The organism is Zobellella iuensis (assembly GCF_016746085.1).
In the GTDB taxonomy this organism is placed as follows: domain Bacteria; phylum Pseudomonadota; class Gammaproteobacteria; order Enterobacterales; family Aeromonadaceae; genus Oceanimonas; species Oceanimonas iuensis.
This window is the reverse complement of record NZ_JAERTZ010000011.1, coordinates 1-19,396: the sequence shown is the minus strand read 5'-3', so window position 1 is coordinate 19,396 and position 19,396 is coordinate 1. Positions and strand designations below refer to the sequence as shown.

The 19,396-nt window shown below is 66.2% G+C and carries 12 protein-coding genes and 1 pseudogene; 8 read left to right on the top strand and 5 right to left on the bottom strand.

Annotation, left to right across the window (positions count from 1 at the left end):
• Window positions 1-177 precede the first annotated feature (177 nt).
• The 3 genes from JKV55_RS03635 to JKV55_RS20070 all read right to left on the bottom strand — a co-directional run bounded on the left by JKV55_RS03635 (window position 178) and on the right by JKV55_RS20070 (window position 4,149).
• On the bottom strand, window positions 178-1,956 hold the full coding sequence (locus tag JKV55_RS03635; protein ID WP_202082389.1) for an ABC transporter ATP-binding protein: 1,779 nt from the start codon (window positions 1,954-1,956) through the stop codon (window positions 178-180).
• Window positions 1,946-3,679 (bottom strand): ABC transporter ATP-binding protein, encoded by a 1,734-nt coding sequence (locus JKV55_RS03630; RefSeq protein WP_202082388.1) that lies wholly within the window; start codon window positions 3,677-3,679, stop codon window positions 1,946-1,948. Before JKV55_RS03630 ends, JKV55_RS03635 begins: the two co-directional genes overlap by 11 nt.
• A gap of 344 nt (window positions 3,680-4,023) precedes the next feature.
• Complete coding sequence (locus JKV55_RS20070; protein WP_255511236.1) at window positions 4,024-4,149, bottom strand: hypothetical protein; 126 nt, start codon at window positions 4,147-4,149, stop codon at window positions 4,024-4,026.
• A 252-nt stretch (window positions 4,150-4,401) separates the two neighbouring features.
• Here JKV55_RS20070 and JKV55_RS03625 point away from each other — a divergent pair, with 252 nt between their 5' ends.
• On the top strand, window positions 4,402-4,971 hold the full coding sequence (locus JKV55_RS03625) for a peptide-methionine (S)-S-oxide reductase (protein WP_237332648.1): 570 nt from the start codon (window positions 4,402-4,404) through the stop codon (window positions 4,969-4,971).
• On the opposite strand, the gene mobB is transcribed toward JKV55_RS03625, so the two are convergent.
• On the bottom strand, window positions 4,922-5,467 hold the full coding sequence (gene mobB / locus JKV55_RS03620; RefSeq protein ID WP_202082387.1) for a molybdopterin-guanine dinucleotide biosynthesis protein B: 546 nt from the start codon (window positions 5,465-5,467) through the stop codon (window positions 4,922-4,924). The genes JKV55_RS03625 and mobB overlap by 50 nt on opposite strands.
• 151 nt (window positions 5,468-5,618) lie before the next feature.
• On the opposite strand from mobB, the gene tamA reads away from it, so the two are divergent.
• The 3 genes from tamA (at window position 5,619) to JKV55_RS03605 (ending at window position 13,069) form a co-directional block, all read left to right on the top strand.
• The gene (gene tamA / locus JKV55_RS03615; RefSeq protein ID WP_202082386.1) at window positions 5,619-7,334 is read left to right on the top strand and encodes an autotransporter assembly complex protein TamA; all 1,716 of its coding nucleotides are present in this window, start codon (window positions 5,619-5,621) and stop codon (window positions 7,332-7,334) included.
• The gene (gene tamB, locus JKV55_RS03610) at window positions 7,331-11,017 is read left to right on the top strand and encodes an autotransporter assembly complex protein TamB (RefSeq protein ID WP_237332647.1); all 3,687 of its coding nucleotides are present in this window, start codon (window positions 7,331-7,333) and stop codon (window positions 11,015-11,017) included. Before tamA ends, tamB begins: the two co-directional genes overlap by 4 nt.
• Before the next feature lie 237 nt (window positions 11,018-11,254).
• Entirely contained in the window at window positions 11,255-13,069 is a 1,815-nt protein-coding gene (locus tag JKV55_RS03605; RefSeq protein ID WP_202082385.1) for a PglL family O-oligosaccharyltransferase, read from the top strand.
• An 86-nt stretch (window positions 13,070-13,155) separates the two neighbouring features.
• Here JKV55_RS03605 and JKV55_RS03600 read toward each other — a convergent pair whose 3' ends face one another.
• A complete protein-coding gene (locus JKV55_RS03600) occupies window positions 13,156-15,141 on the bottom strand; it encodes a HAMP domain-containing methyl-accepting chemotaxis protein (protein ID WP_202082384.1) in 1,986 nt (661 codons plus the stop codon).
• A gap of 355 nt (window positions 15,142-15,496) precedes the next feature.
• Between JKV55_RS03600 and JKV55_RS03595 the strand changes: the two genes are divergently transcribed.
• The 4 genes and pseudogenes from JKV55_RS03595 to JKV55_RS03580 form a co-directional block, all read left to right on the top strand.
• A complete protein-coding gene (locus JKV55_RS03595; protein ID WP_202082383.1) occupies window positions 15,497-16,435 on the top strand; it encodes a PfkB family carbohydrate kinase in 939 nt (312 codons plus the stop codon).
• A gap of 15 nt (window positions 16,436-16,450) precedes the next feature.
• The gene (locus JKV55_RS03590; protein ID WP_202082382.1) at window positions 16,451-17,560 is read left to right on the top strand and encodes a carbohydrate porin; all 1,110 of its coding nucleotides are present in this window, start codon (window positions 16,451-16,453) and stop codon (window positions 17,558-17,560) included.
• 57 nt (window positions 17,561-17,617) lie between these two features.
• On the top strand, window positions 17,618-18,982 hold the full coding sequence (locus JKV55_RS03585; protein WP_202082381.1) for a sucrose-specific PTS transporter subunit IIBC: 1,365 nt from the start codon (window positions 17,618-17,620) through the stop codon (window positions 18,980-18,982).
• A gap of 169 nt (window positions 18,983-19,151) precedes the next feature.
• Window positions 19,152-19,396 (top strand): annotated as a pseudogene (locus JKV55_RS03580) (glycosyl hydrolase family 32); the annotation flags it as partial.

The window sequence follows — 19,396 nt, the reverse complement described above, 5'->3', positions numbered from 1 at the left end:
CCCCGGTTAAAAAAATATTTGCGGCATGGCCGGGTTCATTGCTGGCCGTGCAAACATCGAACACGGTTTTGCCGCTTACCCGCACAGCATTGCGCGAAGCCGGCAGGAAATGCAACGGCCGGCCAGTCTTTTTCTGCCTTGCCCGCTCCGACTGCGGAATTTATCGGCGATTCCGGGTCAGGATTCCTGCTCCGCCAGCGCCACCTGCCGGGCCTGTTGCTGCAGCCGGTACATGGCCCGGTAGCGGCCCTGGGGCAGGGCCATCAGCTCGGCGTGGCTGCCTTGCTCCACCAGCTCGCCGTGGGCCATCACCAGGATGCGGTCGGCCTGGCTGACGGTGGAAAGCCGGTGCGCCACCACTATCAGGGTCACCTTGCCGTGCAGGGCCTTCAGCGCCCGCTGCACCACCTGCTCGGTTTCGCTGTCCACGTTGGCGGTGGCTTCGTCCAGCAGCAGTATCCGGGGCGAGGCGGCCAGGGCCCGGGCGATCACCAGTTGCTGGCGCTGGCCGGTGGACAGCCGGGTGCCGCGCTCCCCCAGGCGGGTGTCCAGGCCCTGCTCCAGGCCCGTTATCAGCTCCAGCAGGTGGGCCTGGCGGGCGGCCTCTTCCACCTGCCGGCGGGGCAGGCCCCGGCCCATGTCGATATTGTCGTAGATGCTGCCGGCCAGGATAAAGGGCTCCTGGGGGATAAGACCGATGCCCCGGCGCAGAGCTTCCCGGCTATAGTCGGCCAGGGGCCGGCCGTCGAGACGGATCTCGCCGCCGCCGGGGGGATAGAAGTTGAGCAGCAGGTTGAGCAGGGTGCTCTTGCCGCTGCCGGTGTGGCCCACCACCCCGATAAAGGCACCGGCGGGAATGTCCAGGCTCAGGCCGCGGAACACCGGCTTGTCGGGCCGGTAGGCGAAGTCCACTCCATTGAAGCCGACCGCGCCTTCGGGGATGCTGTCGAGTGCCCGGCCGTAGTGCTGCACCGGCTGGTGCATCAGCTGGTAGACCCGGTCTCCGGCCACCATGGCCTGCTGGTAGAGGTTGAAGCGCTGGGTGATCTCGGCCAGGGGCTCGGTGAAGCGGCCCATAAAGTTGAGGAAGGCGTACAGCACCCCCACCTCGGCCACGCCGTTGACCACCTGCCAGCCGAACACCTGCAGGATGCCGAGCAGGGCCAGCACGCTGAGCAGATCGATGGCCGGGCGCAGCAGGGCGGCGCCGACCTTGATGGTGCGCATGCGGGCGGCGTAATAACGCTGGTTGAGCTGCTCGAAACGCTCGGTGGCGGCCTGCTGGCGGCCGCAGGCCTGCAGTACCGCCATGCCGGCGATGGACTCGCTGATGTCGCTGTTGATCTCCGAGCGCAACTGGCGGCTGTCGGCCACCGCCTGGCCGCTCAACTTCTGGTACAGGTAGATGACCCCCACCACCGCCGGGATCAGCAGCAGCGCCACCAGCATCAGTTGGGGGTTGAGCCAGGCCATGGCGATGATGATGCCCACCAGCAGCACCAGGTTGGTCAGCACCACCGACAAGAACTGCACATAGAGATCCTTGATCGCCTCGGTGTCGTTGGTGACCCGGCTCACCAGCCGGCCGGTCATGGCCCGGTCGAAAAAGGCCATGGGCAGTTGCTGCACATGGGCGAACACCTTCTGGCGTATGTCCAGCACCGCCGCCAGCGCCATCTCGGTGAAGCGCAGGGTCTGCTGGTACCTGAGCCAGGCGGCGGCCACCTGGGCCAGCACATAGGTCGCCGCCAGCCCCGCCACCGGCCAGAGGGGCAGGTGGCCCGCCAGCAGGTAGTCGTCGATGAACACCTTGGCCAGCAGGGGGCCGGCCACGTCGGCCGCGGTGGCCAGCAGCAACAGCAGCAGGGCCTTCACCAGCAGGCGCTTGTCCCGGTAAACGTAATCCAGCAGCAGGCCGAAGGTGCCCTTGCCCTGGGGGAGATGATCAGGCTTCATCCAGTACCGCCTCCAGCTGTTGATAGGCCCACATCCGGCTGTACCAGCCGTCTTCCACGATCAGTTGCTCGTGGCGGCCGGATTGCTGCCGCCGGCCGTGGTTGAGCACCAGTATCTGGTCGGCGTGCTCCAGCGCCGACAGCCGGTGGCTGACGATGATGCAGCCCTGGTCCCGGCGGCCGCGCAACTGGTGCAGTATCTGCTGCTCGGTGTGCACGTCCACCGCCGACAGGGCGTCGTCCAGCACCAGTATCGGCGCCCGGCCGAGCAGGGCGCGGGCGATGGCCAGGCGCTGGCGCTGGCCGCCGGACAGGGTCATGCCGCGCTCGCCCACCTGGGTGTCGTAGCCCTTGGGCAGGGCGGCGATGTCGTCGTGCACGCAGGCCTGGCGGGCGGCGTCCATCACCTCTTCCCGGCTCGCCTCGGGGCGGCCCAGGCGGATATTGTCGGCGATGCTGGCGCTGAACAGGAAGGCGTCCTGGGGTACATAGGCGAACAGGCGGCGCAGGGCGTCGAGGCGGCAGTCGGCGATGGGATGCCCGCCGACGCTGATCTGCCCCGGTTCGGTTTCCCAGTAGCGCATCAGCAACTGCAGCAGGGTGCTCTTGCCGGCGCCGGTGGGGCCGGCCAGGCCCAGCACCCGGCCCGGGGCCAGCTCGACGCTCAGCCCGCTCAGGGCCGGCTGGCGCTGCTCGGGGTAGTGGAAGCCGAGCTCCCGCACCCGTATATGGGCGTTCTCCGGCACCTGCCGGCCCCGGTCGGGCACGCTGTCGGGCACCGCCAGCAGGGCCTCGACCCGGGTCAGGGCGGCGCTGCCGCGCTCGACGATATTGAGCAGCCAGCCGAAGGCGAACATGGGCCAGATCAGCTGGGCCAGATAGAGGGTGAAGCTGGTGAGCTGGCCCACGCTCAGCTGCTCATGCCAGATAAGCCAGGCGCCAAAGCCCAGGGTCAGCAGCAGGGCGGCGGACATGGACAGGAACACCACCGGCTCGTACAGGGCCTCGGCCCGGGCCACCTGGTAGTTGCGCTCGGCGGCCGCCTCGGCGATGGCGCCGAACTGGCGGCTTTCTATCTCTTCCCGGCCCATGGACTTGACCAGCCGCACTCCGGCGATGGCCTCCTGGGCCTTGTCGTTGAGCACCGAAAACTGCTCCAGCGCCACCTTGAAATGATGGTGGATGCGGTTGGAAATACGGTAGAAGGCCAGCCCCATCAGCGGGAAGGGCAACAGCGCCACCAGCGACAGCCGCCAGTCGAGCACCCCGAAGATGATCACCAGCACCAGCAGCAGGGTGAGCAGGCCGTCGAAGCCGGACAGCACCCCTTCACCGGCGGCCACTTCGATGGCGTCGATGTCGTTGGTGGCCCGGGCCATCAGATCGCCGGTGTTATGCCGGCCGTAGAAGGCCTGGCCCTGGCGGGTGAGCAGCTCGAAGAAGCGGCGGCGCAGCAGGTTGCCGAGGCGGTAGGAGGTGCCGAACAGGATCCAGCGCCAGCCCAGGCGCAGGGCGTAGATGGCGACCCCCAGCAGCAGGATAAGCACCAGAAGCCGGCCCTCGGCCTCGCCGGTGGGGGAGGCGATCAGGCTGTCCACCGCCTGGCCGATCAGGTAGGGGATGCTCATGTTCATCATCGCCACCGTGGCCAGCATCAGCAGTGCCAGGCTGTAGGTGCGCCAGTGGGCCTTGAAGAACCAGGCCAGTTGCCTGAACAGTTTCATGTTTTTTCCTGCTTTATATCCCGATATCAGAGACCGGTGGGTGCTATGCCCAAGCCCGCCATCACTCCGTTATGCTCCCCGCCATGCCCGATCCCCCCGCCATGTCCGATCCCCCCGTCATCCCCGCCCCCTATACCGTCATCCCCGCGAAGGCGGGGATCCATAACGCCAACACCACATCGGCGCCCAACACCTGGACTCCCGCCTTCGCGGGAGTGACGAGAGGCGCGCGGGCGTGACGAGAGGGCCGCGGGAGTGACGAGAAGGGCCGCGGGCGTGACGAGAAGGGACGCGGAAGTCACAGCTACGTCATGCTACGGCTTGTCGGCAGCTTGCCGCTTCGCTCAATACCACAGATCGAAGCCCAGTTTGCCGATAATGGCGACTATCATCACCAGAGTCAGCCATTTTATCCACTTCACTCCGTTGGCGCCGATGCTGAGCCTGGCGCCGAACCGGGCGCCGAGCATGCTGCCTACGGCCAGCAACAGCAGGATTTAGATTGGGGTCATTAGGGTCTCGCCAGGGTGCCATCCGTGCCGGCAAGGGAACTTGCCCGGGGAATGGACGTCGATAGGACTCATTATGCCCTAATTTGGGGCGGTGAGGGAGAAAGCAATGGCGGGGTGCTGAGCGCTTGAAACCGAGCCCGCAGTTAAAAAATGTTTCCATCTGCTTTCAATCGATTAGCATAATCCGGGGATTGGTGATGGGGTAAGCGAATGACTGGAAACATCCTGCTGCTGCTGGGGCTGTTGTTGCTGGCGCCCAAGGCCTGGGCCACCCAGGCGGTGTTCGCCGGCGGCAGCTTCTGGGTGATGGAGTCGCTGTTTGCGGACAGGCCCGGCATAGAGCGCATCGAGGCCGGCTGGATGCAGAGCGGCAGCCAGCACCAGCGCCGCCAGGTGGTGCGGGTGGACTACGATGACAACCTGATCGGTTACGGCGATTTGCTGACCCTGTACTGGGCGGCGGTGGATGCCTTCGACAAGGAAGGGCAGTTTTGCGATCGGGGCGCTGAGTTCAGCCCGGCGCTTTACGTGCAGAGCTCGCTGCAGCAGAAATGGGCCCAGCAGAGCCGGGCCAAACTGGAGCTGGAAAGCGGCCGCGAGATCGGCGTACGCATACTGCCGGTGGGCGCCTTCGCGCTGGGGCTGCCACGGCATCAGCAGTATGCCAAGCGCAGCCCCTTGCTCTATGCCGCCTATCGCCGTGCCTGCGGCTATCCGGCGGGGGAAGGGCTCAAGCCCGACGAGCTTGCAGGCGTCCTGCCGCCCGCCATTGTTCGATAAGGGTGGCGATGGCTTCGGGGTCGTTCAGATCCAGCAGCGGCACCGGGGCATCCAGCCCGGCATCGTCGGTGGCCACCGCCAGGATATGGGGGTCGTGCCGGCACAGCAGCGGTTTGCCGTGGGCGGGTCTGTGCACCTCCAGTTTGGGAATGGGGGCCTCGCGAAACCCTTCGACCAGTACCAGGTCGAGCTGGTCCAGGCTGAGCCGTGAAAGGGATTCGTTTAAATCAGGCTCCTGTACCTTGGTGTTCTCATAGGTCAGAATACTACGATGAGGTCCGGCCAGCAGGCACTGACGGGCGCCGGCGTGGCGCAGCTCGTAGCTGTCCTTGCCCGGGGTGTCCTGCTCCACGTCGTGGTGGCTGTGCTTGATAATGCCAATACGCAATTGGCGCCGGTTCAGCAGCGCAACCAGTTGGCGCAGCAGGGTGGTCTTGCCGCTGCCGCTGAAGCCGGCGAAGCCCAGCAGGGCATGGTGGTTGTCTGGTCGGGACATAAGGGATTCCTGTAGGCGAACAAGAGCTGCAGTGTGCCACGCCTGCTGGGCCGGACCGAACGACAAGATCAATAAAAATCGACGTTGTGCCGAAAGTCGCCGACTTGCGGCAAAAATTGTCCAATACAACAACGAGTAAACGGGTTGCGCTATGAGCAAAGCTGTATGGGGAATACTTATCCTGGTGCTGCTCAGCCCGGGGGCCCGGGCCGAGGAGATCAGCTTCCGCCTGTCGGGCCTGCGCGGCGAGCTGGCGGACAATACCCGGGCCTACCTGAACCAGCTGCCGGCCATCCAGGCCGAGCAGTTGCCCCGTTTCCACAAGGACATAGTGACGGCGGTGGAAGACAGCCTGCAGGCGCTGGGGTATTACAGTCCGCAGATTGAGGTGGCGGCGGACCCGCGCAATCCGGCCCGGGTCAATGTGCGGGTGGAGGCCGGCGAGCCGGTGCGCATCCGCCGGCTCGAGGTGCTGCTGCAGGGCGACGCGGCCTCGGATCCGCTGTTCGAGGAGCGGGTCGGCGAGCTGGGCCTGAACGAGGGCGATATCCTCAACCACGAAAGCTACGAAAGCGCCAAGACCGGCCTGCTCAGCCTGGCCCTGGCCCGCGGCTATTTCGACGCCCGCTACCGGCGCAGCCAGGTGCTGGTGCATCCCTGGGAAAATGCCGCCGACGTCATACTGTCGTTCGACTCCGGCCCCCGCTTCAGGTTCGGGGAGCTCAGGGTGGATACCGATCGCCCGGTGGATCGGCTGCTCAGGCCCCTGGTCAACGTCCAGCCGGGCGAGCCCTACCTGGCCAGCCGGGTGGCCGAGCTCAGCCGCTCGCTCTCTTCCACCCGCTATTTCCGCCAGGTGGAAGTGCTGCCCCTGGTGGGCGAGGCGGACGAAGACCACCATATCCCGCTGTCGGTGTTGCTGCGCGCCAAGGCCGACAACGAGGTGGAGCTGGGCGTGGGCTTCTCCACCGACGAGGGCCCCCGCACCTCGGTCGGCTGGGAAAAACCCTGGATCAACAACCTGGGGCACAGCTTCAACACCAGCCTCAAGCTGTCGGCGCCCAAGCAGGACATCACCTTCGTTTACAAGATCCCCCGCGGCCATCCGCTCGACAACTACTACACCCTGCAGGGCGGCTACCAGCGCCTGGATCAGCGGGACACCCAGAGCGACCGCCTGGTGGCCTCGGTGCACCGCTGGGACAAGAATGACTACGGCTGGACCCGGGACGTCTTTATCCGCTCGGAATACGAGTCCTATACCCAGGGTGAGCAGAAGGACGACAGCTTCCTGCTGATCCCCGGGGTGTCCTACAGCCGGACCCGGTCGCGCGGCGGCCTGGATCCCGACTGGGGCGACTCCCAGCGCATCACCCTGGAGCTGTCCGAACCCTGGTGGGGCTCCGATACCCGCTTTATCCGGACCTGGGGCCGCAGCAAGTGGCTGCGTTCCCTGTCCGACAACCAACGCGTCATCGCCCGCGCCGAGCAGGGCGCGGTCTGGGTGGACGAAGTCGAGAGCCTGCCGCCGTCGCTGCGTTTCTTCACCGGTGGCGACCTCACGGTGCGGGGCTTCGGCTACGAGACCATCAGCCCCCGCGACGAGAACGGCGACCGCACCGGGGCCAAGTACACCACGGCCCTGAGCCTGGAATACGACTACAAGGTGGCGGAAAAATGGCGGCTGGCCACCTTCGTCGATACCGGTACCGCCACCAACGACTACAGCGACCCCTGGAAAGTGGGCACCGGCGTGGGGGTACGCTGGCTGACCCCGGTGGGCTCGGTACGCCTCGATCTGGCGTTCGGGGTGTCCGAGGAGGATACTCCCTGGCGGCTGCACTTCACCCTGGGGCCTGAATTATGATCTGGTTGAAACGAAGCCTGTTCGGCGCCATCGCCGCCATTGCCCTGCTCTCGATGCTGCTGGTCAGCCTGTTGTTTACCCATACCGGCAACCAGTGGCTGTGGGAGCTGGCCAAGCGCCAGGTGCCGGGGCTGGACGGCACCCTGGTGGCCGGCCAGCTGGGCACCGGCTGGCGGTTTTCCGAGCTGAGCTACCAGCAGGACTCGCTGGCGTTTTCCGCCAGCACTGTCACTATCGACTGGCAGCTCGGCAAGCTGCTCGATGGCCGCTTCTGGCTGCAGCGGCTGGATGCGGCCGACATACTGGTGCGTATCGAGAGCCTGCCCGAGGGGAGTGACGACGAAGAGGCCGCCGAGCCGCTGCTGGAGCTGACGCCGCCGCTGCGCATCGATCTGGACGAGATCCGCGCCGATCGGGTGCGCATCGAGCTGCCCGGGCAAACCGTTGCCTGGGACAGCCTGCTGGTGGCGGCGCGCTGGGACGACGACGGCATGGTGATCACCGGCCCGGAGATGGCGGGGCTCACCATCACCTTGCTGCCGGCCGGCGAGGCATCCGGGGCGGAAACCGAAGCCCCCACGGCAGCGAGACCGCCGCTGGTGCTGCCGGAAATCGTGCTGCCCTTTCCCCTGCGGCTCGAACAGCTCAGCCTGACCGACAGCCGGCTGGTGCAGGGCGACGAGGTGCAGGCCCTGCACCGCCTGCAACTGGCGCTGGAAGGCGAGGGCAGCCGGCTCGAGATCCAGCGCTTCGAGTTGGCCCATGAGTGGGCGGACGTCCGGCTTGGCGGTCATATCACCCTGAGCGACGATTACCCGCTCGAGCTCGCGTTGGCGGCCACCCTGCACCAGCCCCTGCTGGAAGGGCAACTGGCGGGCCAGGCCCTGGCGCTGCAGCTGCGCCAGAGCCTGGCCGAGCTGTCCGCCGAGCTCAGCCTGGAGGGAGTCATCGCCGCCCAGGCCCGGCTGCAGGCCAGGCCGCTGGATCCGAACCTGCCCTTCGAGCTCGCCCTCGACTGGCAGCGGCTGGGCTGGCCCCTAATCGCGCCGGAATGGCGGCTGGAGCAGGGCCAACTGACCCTGAACGGCACCCTCGAAGACTATCGGCTGCGGCTCGCCGCCGAGGGCCGGGGTCCCGAGTTGCCGCCCATCGGCATCGAACTGGCGGCCCGGGGCAACCCGCAGGGCCTGGAGCTGGCGCCGCTGGAGCTGCGCCTGCCCCAGGGCGAAGTCAAGGTGGAAGGCCGGCTGGGCTGGCAGGAGGGCATCGACTGGCAGGGAATACTGACGCTCGCCGACGTGGATCCGGAGGCCTTTGTGGCCGGGCTGGATGGCCGCCTCAACGGCGAGCTCGATACCCGCTTTATGCTCAGGGGGGAGCAATGGCAGCTCGAGGCCAGCCCCGATATCCACGGCCGGCTGCGGGATTATCCGCTGTCGCTCAAGGGCGGGATCGATCTCAACCAGGATCTGCAGGGCACCCTCAGCGAGCTGGTGCTCAACAACGGCAACAACCGGCTGACGGTCAACGGCACCATCGCCGAACGCTGGCAACTGGACGCCGAGCTGCAGGCGCCCGAACTGGCGGTCTACGCCCCCGGCCTGTTCGGTGAGCTGGCCGGCAGCATACGGGTGCGGGGCGAGCTCGCCGCCCCCGAGATCCAGGCCAGCCTGCGGGGCGGCCGCGCCGGTTTCAACGAGATGCTGGCGCAAGAGCTGTCACTGGAAGCCGAAGCGACGCTGGGCGAGGACATCAGCGGAGACATCCGGCTAAGGGTCGCCAGTATCAATGCCGGCGAGTTCGCGTTCAGCGATTTGCGGCTCACCGCGACGGGTAACGAGGCGGCCCACCGGCTGGAGTTCGCCGTGGCCGGCGAGCCGCTTGCCGCCGAACTGCTGCTCACCGGCAGCCTGGGCCCGCAGGGCTGGCAGGGCAACCTGGGCCGGGCCTGGCTGGATACCCCGCTGGAACGCTGGGCCCTGCAGCAGGAGCTGGCCCTGTCCTGGCGCGAGCAACGGCTGCGGGCCAGCGCCCACTGCTGGAGCTCGAACGGGGCCAGCCTCTGCTTCGACCCCCTGGTGGCCGGCGCCGAAGAGGGCCAGGCCGGGGTCGATATCCGCGAGTTCAACCTGGCCCGGCTGGCGCCCTTCCTGCCCGAGCAATTCTCCTGGGAAGCCATGCTCGGCGGCCGGGTGGAGCTGCGCTGGCAGGGAGACAGCCCCCGCCTCAATGCCGACATCTCCACCCCTCCCGGTACCTTCGTCAGCGGCGCCACCCGGCTCGACTACCAGCGCCTGCAACTGCGGGTCGACATGGCCGGCGACCGGCTGCAGTCGTCCCTGCTGTTTGACTCCGAGGTGCTGGGCAACCTCTCCCTCGACGCCAATGTGGCGGAGCCGAGCGGGCGTCGGGCGCTGTCCGGCAATCTCGTTATCCGCGAGCTCAAGCTCGACTGGCTGGCGCCGCTGTTGCCGGAAGTGGCCCGGCTGCAGGGCACCCTGGCCGGCCAGGCCCGGCTGGACGGCACCCTGGACGCGCCCCTGTTGTTCGGCGATATCAATCTGACCGGCGGCGAGGTGGACACCTACTCGGACATGGTGCTGGTGCGGGATTTCAGCACCCGGCTGAGCGTGAACGGCAACGCCGCCGTTATCGACGGCCGGCTGCGGGTGGGCGAGGGGCCGCTCAACATCAGCGGCGAGCTGAGCTGGCAGCAGTTGCCGGTGAGCGGCGAAATTCGCCTGCAGGGCCGCGAGCTGGAAGCCGGCTACCCGGGCATGGGCCGGGTGCGGGTCAGCCCGGATCTGCAGATCAGCCTGGGCGAGCAGGCCCGGGTGCGCGGCGACATCGTCATCCCCTGGGCGCGCATCGAGGTGAAGGAGCTGCCGGAAAGCGCCGTGTCCAAGTCGTCCGACGTGGTCATAGTGCAGCCCTCCGGCATCATCCCCGAGACGACCCCCAGCCTGCCCCTGGATATCCGCGTCCAGGTGCGGCTGGCGGAGGACGTACGGCTGTCCGCCTTCGGCCTTAATACCCGGCTGGCAGGCCAGCTGCGCATCACCCAGCCGCCGGGGCGGCCGATGCGCGGCAGCGGCGAGATCCGGCTGGTGGACGGCAACTTCCGTGCCTATGGCCAGAACCTGCTGATCCGCGAGGGCAGCATACTGTTCAGCGGCCCCTTGGATCAGCCCAACCTCTCGGTCGAGGCCATCCGCAATCCGGCCACCATGGCCGACCGCAGCATCACTGTGGGGGTCAGGGTCACGGGCAGCGCCAACCAGCCGGAGTTTGCGGTGTTCTCCGAGCCGCAGATGCCCCAGGTGGAACAGCTGTCCTACCTGCTGCGCGGGCGGGGCATGGAAGGGGGCGAGAGTGACGGCAACGCCCTGGTGCAGTCCATGCTGCTCGGGGCCGGGGTGGGCCAGTTTGGCGGCATCGTCACCGGCCTGGGGGAGGCCCTCGGCTTCCAGGATGTGTCGGTGGACACCGTCGGCTCCGGCGACAGTACCGAGGTCAATATCAGCGCCTACGTATTGCCCGGCCTGCAGATCGGTTACGGGGTGGGGGTGTTCTCGGCCATCGGCGAACTGCGACTGCGCTACGAGCTGCTGCCCAGGCTCTACCTGCAGGCCACCAGCGGCCTGAGCCAGGCGATAGACCTGTTCTACACGTTCGAGTTCTAGCGCGTCTTGCAGCTGGAGCGCAGGCGGCCCGCCTGCCTTCGCGCGCAGCGCGAACCCTCGGACTGGCCTACCACACCGTGCCGTGGCCGGGGGTTAAACGAGAGGGCGCTTCGGTCGGCGGAGGCGGGAAGCGACGGAAATCTTCCGACAGTCGGTTCCCCGCTTTCAGCTTGAGGCTTCTAGCTGGTAAAGTAGAGGCTTGTTGATGGCTCCCGGCCCGTGAGTTTCCGCCTTATTATGATGTATCAGCCCCTGCTGCAACAGGAACGCCTGGCCAAGATCATGCTGGTCTGCGTGGCGTGTTACGCCCTGTTCGGCATGCACCTCTACCTGCCCCACCTGTTCGGTATCGGCTTGCAGCTGCCCTTCAACGTGGCGGGCTGGTTCTTTGTCGGACTGATGACGGCCATCGGCCTCTGGCAGTGGCATCGCCGGCGTCTGCTCACCAGCCGCTTCTGGCTGGGCGTGGTGGTGGCCAGTGCCGTGCTGTGGCTGCCGTTTCTCTATCCGCACAACAATTCGGTGGCCGGCCATGCCTTGCCGCGGATGCTGGGGCTGACCGGGGGGCTGCTGTTCTACCTGGCCCTGCAGCAGTGCCGCTTCAATGGCCGGGGCCGGCGCTACCTGCTGTATTGCCTGCTGCTGGCGGTGAGCGTGGAAATCCTGCTGGGCATGGTGCAGTTCTTCCTGCTGGAGCCGGGCAACCGGTTCGGCTACAACACCGAGGTGCGCTCCCCCTACGGCATTTTCCAGCACCGCAACGTCATGGCCAGCTTCGTGGTCACCGGCATGGTGCTGGCGGTGTACCTGTGGCTGAACGAGGCCAAGTCGCCCTGGCGGCCCTTTCTGCTGAAGTCGGCCTGGTTTGCCGCCGTGCTGGGGGCGGGGGCGGTGCTGGTGGTGCTGCTGCAGTCCCGGGCCGGGCAGCTCGGCCTGCTGCTGGGGCTGGGGCTGATGTTGCCGCTGGTATGGCAGACCCTGATCAAGACCCGCTCCAAGCGGCTGCTGGCCAGCCTGGCCCTGATCCCGCTCGGCATACTGGCGGGGGTGTTCGGGCTGGAGGCGTTCGAGATGAGCAAGCGCAGCCTGAACATCTACACCCAGGCCGACGGCCGTTTCGACATCTATGCCCACGGCCTGCGCATGTGGCTGGACAAGCCCTGGTTCGGCCATGGCTACGGCGGCTTCGAGTCCGCCTTCTACCAGACCTACGCCCAGTGGCGGGAGCAGAACGGGGCCGAAGCCCTGTTCACCGAGATGGGCCACCCCCACAACGAGTTCCTGTTCTGGGCCATCGAAGGCGGCCTGGTGCCGCTGCTGGGGCTGGTGCTGATCACCGTTCTGGTGTTGCGTCTGCTGCACCGGGTGCCCTTCGCCCAGGCCCTGGCCTGGGTCGGCATACTGACGCCCATCTTCATCCACAGCCAGACCGAGTTTCCCTTCTACCACTCGCTGCCGCACTGGTTTATGGTGCTGGTGCTGATCTTCGTGATCGATGCGGAATACGGCCAGCGCCGGCTGTTGCCAGCGCCCCCGGCCTGGAGCCGCTGGCCGGTGCGGGCCTGGGGTATCGGCCTGATGCTGTTTATGGCCAGCGGCCTCTATGCCGGCCAGCAACTGACCCGCTACGCCCAGCACGAGGGCCGGGCAGAAGCCGAGCTGAAGGCGGTGGTCAATCCGTTGATCTGGCATGACAGGGTGGCCTTCTACCGCCATCACTGGCAGCTGAAAAAGGCGCTGCTGGCATCGGATCGGGCGCAGCTGCTGGATTATGCCGGCTGGGCCCGCCGCTTCCTGACCCACACGCCCCGGGCGGGCGTCTACTACAACGCCTACCTGGCGTTGACGGCGGCCCGGGCGCCGGAGCAGGCCGAGCAGCTGCTGGCCGAGGCCCGCCGCCTTTACCCCAATGTGCAGCTGCTGCGCCCCTCCAGCATCAAGCGGGCCCGGGAGCGGCTGGAGCAGGTGAGCGCGGAGATGCTCCCGGCCGAACTGAACGACTTTATTCCCCTCTACGACAACCTGCGGCCGGCCATCGGCGGAGCCTACTGAAGCTGGAAGCTTGAAGCAGACCGAGCCGTAGGTAGACTCGGCTTCCCGCTTCCCGCTTCCCGCTTCCCGCTTCCAGCTTCCCGCCCTCAGGCCAGCTTGAAGCGGGCGATCTGCTCCTGCAGCTCGCCGCCGAGGCGGGCCAGGCTGACGCTGGTGGCGGCGGTTTCCTCGGTGGCGGCGGCGGACTGCTCGGCCACGTCGCGGATATTGGACACGCTGCGGTTGATCTCCTCCGCCACCGAGGTCTGCTCTTCGGCGGCGGTGGCGATCTGCTGGCTCATCTGCTGGATGCTCGACACCGAGCCGTTGATCTCGTCCAGGGAGGCGCCGGCCTGGCGGGCCGCCGCCACCGTGCTGTCGGCCAGCTGACGGCTGGCGTCCATGGTGGCAACGGCGCCCTGGGCCCCCTGTTGCAGGGTGCCGATAAGCCCTTCTATCTCCACGGTGGATTCCTGGGTGCGCCTGGCCAGGGCCCGCACTTCGTCCGCCACCACCGCGAAGCCCCGCCCGGCATCGCCGGCCCGGGCCGCCTCGATGGCCGCATTGAGGGCCAGCAGGTTGGTCTGCTCGGCGATGCCCTTGATCACGTCCAGCACTGTGCTGATATTGCCGCTGTCCTGCCTCAGTCGCCCGATGGCGTCGGCCGAGGCTTCGATTGACTGGGCCAGGCTTTCGATACGGCCGATCGCCTGCTGCACCACCAGGGTGCCCTGCCGGGCCTGACCGTCCGCTTCCTGGGCGGAGCCGGCGGCGGCCTCGGCGCTGCGGGCCACTTCCAGCACGGTGGCGGTCATCTGGTTCATGGCGGTGGCCACCTGCTCGGTGTCCATCTTCTGCTGGCTGACGCCGGCGCTGGTCTGCTCGGTGACGGCGGACATCTCCTCGGTGGCGGTGGCCAGTTGTTCGATGCCGGAAGTCAGTCGAGTGAGCAGGTCGCGCAGGTTTTCGGTCATGTGCTGCATGGCCTGCATCAGCTGGCCCAGCTCGTCCCGGCGATCGCTTCGGATATTGTGGGACAGGTCTCCGGCGGCGATGGTGCGGGACAGCGCCACCACCTGGTGCAGCGGCGCCACTATGCTCTGGGTGATCAGCAGGGCGATCAGGATGCCGGCGGCGAAGGCCACGCCGGTGGACACCAGCATGATCAGCCGGGCCTCATCGCCGTTTTGCAGCAGTATGCCGACCTGCAGTTCCGCCGCTTTTGAGGCCGAGGCCATCATCTCGCGCGCATGCTCCGTCATCCCGGCTTCGGTGCCGAGCAACTGCTCATAGCCCTGCTGCAGCCGCTCGAAGCTCTGCCGGTAGCGGCCCAGCTCGGCCAGGGCGGCGTCGACCAGGGCGGCGGCATCACTGGCGCCGAGGCGCTGGCTCAGGTTGCGGCCCTGGTAGTTGTTCTTGAGCACATCGGCCTTGGTGGCCAGATCCTGCAGCTGCTTGAACAGCTCGTCGGCGTAGAGCGGGTTGCGGCTGCTGACATAGTTCTTTTCCGCCTGGCGCACCATGAGTACCGCCTTGCTCAGCATATTGGCCTGGCCGGCCACGTCCAGCATTCTCAGGCCGTTGGTCTCGCCGATGCTCCTGAGCTGGCGGATGGCTTCGCTGCTCAGCCTGAACTCCAGCTCCTCGAACCGCTCCATGGCCTGGCGGGCGCTGCTTTCCAGCTGCTGCTGGGCGTCGACCGCGGCCTGCTGGTGCCGGCGCAGGCTGGCCAGGCTGTCCCGATAACTGCCGAGGCGCTGCTGTAACGCCGCTACCTGGTCTCTGATCTCGGGGTAGTGCAGGAGCTTCAAGGTGTCGGCGCTCTGGTCCGCGGCTTGCTGGGTCAGGGCAAGTGCCTGCTCGATATATTGTTCGTCGTGGCGCAGCAGGTAGTTCTTTTCATTCATCCGGGCGTCGACCACCAGGGCCTCGATTTCACCGACTTTCACCAGGCGTTCGATCAGGTGCTGGATAGTCTGCATCCGCCCGTAACTGAGCCAGGCGCTGATCAGGGAAACCAGCAGTACCACCCCGAACCCGAAGATCAGCTTTTTACGTACGCTCATATCGACGATAAAACCTAAAGCATTCATGAAGATATCCTCAAAAAGCGGGGGTGGTGGCAAGAGGGCGGCCCAGGGTCCGGCCGCGGTTGTGTCGCGGAGTTGCAAGGGTGGGGGCGTTATTCATCGGGCTTCCTTCCAGGGTGTTTTTTGCGTGATATGCGCCGGTGACGCCTGTACGTCACTCGAGTCGATACTGATCCATCAACCATATCGGCCCGCCCCGGAGAAAGCTTAGTTTTTTATCATCAACAGTCTCATATAGCACCTTTTGAGCCCGCTTTTTTAAGCTGGATCACAAAGCTGAAACGTTTTAGCAGGAAGTCATTGTTTGGCTAAATCGGTTTAGCTATGGTGCTCCCATCAAGTGCGAACGGAGAAGACGATGTCTGTGATTTATTGCCTGGGTGATGGTGTGATGGACTTGCTGCCGGCCGAAGGCGGCCAGTTGCTGCCCTGTGTGGGCGGAGCACCGGCCAACGTGGCCGTGGGTATCCGCCGGCTGGGCGTGTCCTCCGCCTTTGTCGGCCGGCTGGGCCGGGATCCCTTCGGCGACATGATCATCGACACCCTGGGGCGTGAAGGCGTTGTCACCAACTGGGTGCGGCAGGACGCGCGGCTGCCCACCAGTTCCACCCTGGTGGCGCTGGATGCCCGGGGCGAACGCAGCTTTTTCTTCCTGGCCCGGCAGTCGGCGGACCAGCTGCTGGAGCCGGCCGACCTGCCCACCTTCGAGGCCGGCGACTGGCTGCACCTTTGCTCCCTGGCGCTGACCGCCGAGCCGGCGCGGGGCACCACCCTGATGGCGGTGCGTCGCATCCGCCAGGCCGGCGGCTTCGTCAGCTTCGATGCCAATATCCGCCTGAGCCGCTGGCCGGACGAAGCCAGCCTCAAGGCGTCGCTGGAACGCATCATCCCGGACGTGGACCTGCTCAAGCTGTCCGGCGAGGAAGCCGAACTGCTTACCGGCCACGCCGATCCCAACCTGGCCATGACGGCCCTGGAAAACGAATACCGGTTGCCTTTCGTGCTTATTTCCCTGGGCGCGGAAGGGGTACTGGCCTCCCTCAAGGGGGAGCGACTGTGGCAGCCCGCCTTCGCGGTGGAAGCTGTCGACACCACGGGGGCGGGGGACGCCTTTATGGCCGGCCTGCTGGCGGGCCTGGCCACCTACCCCCAAGCCGATAAGGCGCAATTCGCCACCGTTCTGACCCAGGCCCAGGCCTGTGGCGCCCAGTGTTGCCTACGACTGGGGGCCATGGCGGCCCTGCCGGACACGGCGGCGATGGAGGCCTTTATCGCCCATAACCTCACTCTCGTTTAATTGCAGGAGAAGAAAATGACAAGGAAAGCATTATTGTTGGGTTTACTGGTGGCAGGGACCGCGGCCACCGCCAATGCCGAAGTGACCTGGGAAGGCAACAAGGGCCGCCTGAGCCTGGGCGGCGACGTGGAATTCGATATCAACGCCGCCAACAAGCAGGAAGACAGCAACCTGTATATGAACGACGGCCGCAACGACCGCTGGGATCAGACCGGCCGGCTGCTGCTCGACGTCTCCGGGGAGCGGGTTGCCGACTCCGGCGCCTATGCCAAGTTCAAGGCCCAGCCCACCCTGGGCAGCAGCGGCGGCGTGGGCTCGGACGATGCCTGGTTCGCCTTCGGCCGCAATGACGTGGGCGAGATGAAGATCGGCCGCTTCGAGGCGCTGGATCTCTTCCCCCTGGGCCAGGACGTGTTCGTGGAGCACTCCGGCGACACCTCCTCCGGCCTCTACACCGACGGCTCCGCCTACCTGTACATGGCCAAGGAAGCCCGCGGCCGCGCCGGCGACGCCGGTCACGTCATGGTCAGCCGCCAGCTGGGCGATCTTTACCTGGAGCTGGCCACGCTGTTCGGCAACCGCCTCGACTTGTTCAACGGTGCCCAGTACCACGGCCATGAACTGACCAAGAAAAAGGACTCCATCGTGGTGCGGCCGGCGATGCGCTGGCAGCTGGGCGACTTCAGCTGGGCGCTGGGTGCCGAGCACAACCTGGTGGACGACGCCATTATCGACGACGAAGGCCGCAAGGTGGCCCGCCGCACCGGTTACGGCACCACCTTCGGCTGGCAGTCGGGCGTCATCAAGGCCAACCTCAACGCCGCCTACCTGGATGCGCTGAACGAAGAGAACCTGACCCTGGGCGCCAACGTGCTGTTCAACCAGTTCGGCCTGGGCTATATCTACGGCCGCAACAAGATAGACGAGGCCGCCGCCGGTTTTGAGTACCTGGAAGGCACCCAGAAGAGCAACACCGTCTATACCTCCTACCGGTTCGACAACGTGCTGGATCTGGACAACTTCGGCATCCTGCTCGGCGCCTACTGGTCCGATTTCGATGTGGCCGAGTCCACCACCGCCACCGACCGTTACGGCGCCCGGGTGCGCTTTAAGTACGTGTTCTAATCTTTATGGGGACGGCTCTCGTCCCCATCCTTGTTTTTGTAATGGGAACTCGCTGTTATGAATATTGAAGCCATTGCCAAAGGACTGCTGCCGTTGCTGGGCGGCAAGGAAAATCTCGTCAGTGCCGCCCATTGCGCCACCCGGCTGCGGCTGGTGCTGAGCGACGACAGCCTGGTCGACAAGGCCGCCATCCAGGAGCTGGAGGGGGTGAAGGGCTGCTTCGCCAACGCCGGCCAGCTGCAGGTGATCTTCGGCACTGGCCTGGTCAACAAGGTGTACGCGGAGTTCACCAAGGTCGCCGGCCTGGGTGAAACCAGCAAGGCGGAGCTGGTGGACGCGGCCGCCGCCAAACTCAATCCGGCCCAGCGCCTGGCCCGGACCCTGTCCAATATTTTCGTGCCCATCATCCCGGCCATCGTTTCCGCCGGTTTGCTGATGGGCCTGCTCGGCATGGTGCGCTCCTACGGCTGGGTGTCTCCCGAGAGCGCCCTGTTCATCATGCTCGACATGTTCAGCTCGGCCGCCTTTATCATACTGCCGGTGCTGATCGGCTTTACCGCCGCCCGCGAGTTCGGCGGCAACCCCTACCTGGGTGCCACACTGGGCGGCATCCTGACCCACCCGGCCCTGACCAACGCCTGGACGGTGGCCGACGGCTTCAAGACCATGGAATTCCTCGGTATGGAAGTGGGCATGGTCGGCTACCAGGGCACCGTGTTTCCCATGCTGCTGGCGGTGTGGGTGATGAGCCAGGTGGAAAAACGCCTGCGCAAGGTGGTGCCCAACGCCCTGGATCTGATCGTCACCCCCTTCCTCACCCTGCTGATCGCCGGCTTCGTGGCGCTGCTGTTCGTGGGTCCCATCGGCCGCGGCCTGGGTGACGGTATCTCCCTGCTGCTCAGCACCCTCTACGATCACGCCGGCTGGCTGGCGGGCCTGGTGTTCGGCGGCACCTACTCGGCCATCGTCGTCACCGGTATCCACCACAGCTTCCACGCCATCGAAACCGGGCTGCTGACCAACCCGGCCATCGCCGTCAACTTCCTGCTGCCGATCTGGGCCATGTCCAACGTGGCCCAGGGCGGCGCCTGCCTGGCGGTGTACTTCAAGACCAAGGACGCCAAGCTCAAGGCCATTACGGTGCCGGCCGGTGCCTCCTGCCTGCTGGGCATCACCGAAGCGGCCATCTTCGGGGTCAACCTGCGCTACGGCAAGCCCTTCCTGGCCGGCCTGTTCGGCGGTGCCCTGGGCGGCGCCTATGTGGTGGCCTCCAAGGTGGGCATGACCGCCGTGGGCCTGACCGGCCTGCCGGGCCTGGCCATAGTGCAGCCCGCCTCGCTGCTGAACTATGGCATCGGCATGGTCATCGCCTTCGGCGCGGCCTTCACCGCCTCCACCCTGCTGAAGTACAAGCTGGATTGATGGAAATCAGGTAGCTGACAAACCTTCGGCTTACTCCGTTGTCACTCCCGCGAAGGCGGGAGTCCACTGCCAACTGTCATGGACCTCCGCCTTCGCGGAGGTGACGACGAGATGCGGAGGTGACAACGAGATAATGGAGTTTGTCATCAAACTGCAAGGAGATATGGCAATGACCGAACAGCAGTGGCTGAACAGGCTGAGCGAAGCCTTGCTCGGGGGGCTGAACCGGGCCGAGGGGGATCCCCACCGGCCCGGTTGGCATATCGCCGCCCCGGTGGGCCTGCTCAACGATCCCAACGGCTTTATCCAGTTCGACGGCCGCTTCCGGCTGTTCTACCAGTGGAACCCGCTGGCCTGCGCCCACGGCGCCAAAGCCTGGGGACAGCTGGTGTCGGACGATCTGGTGCACTGGCG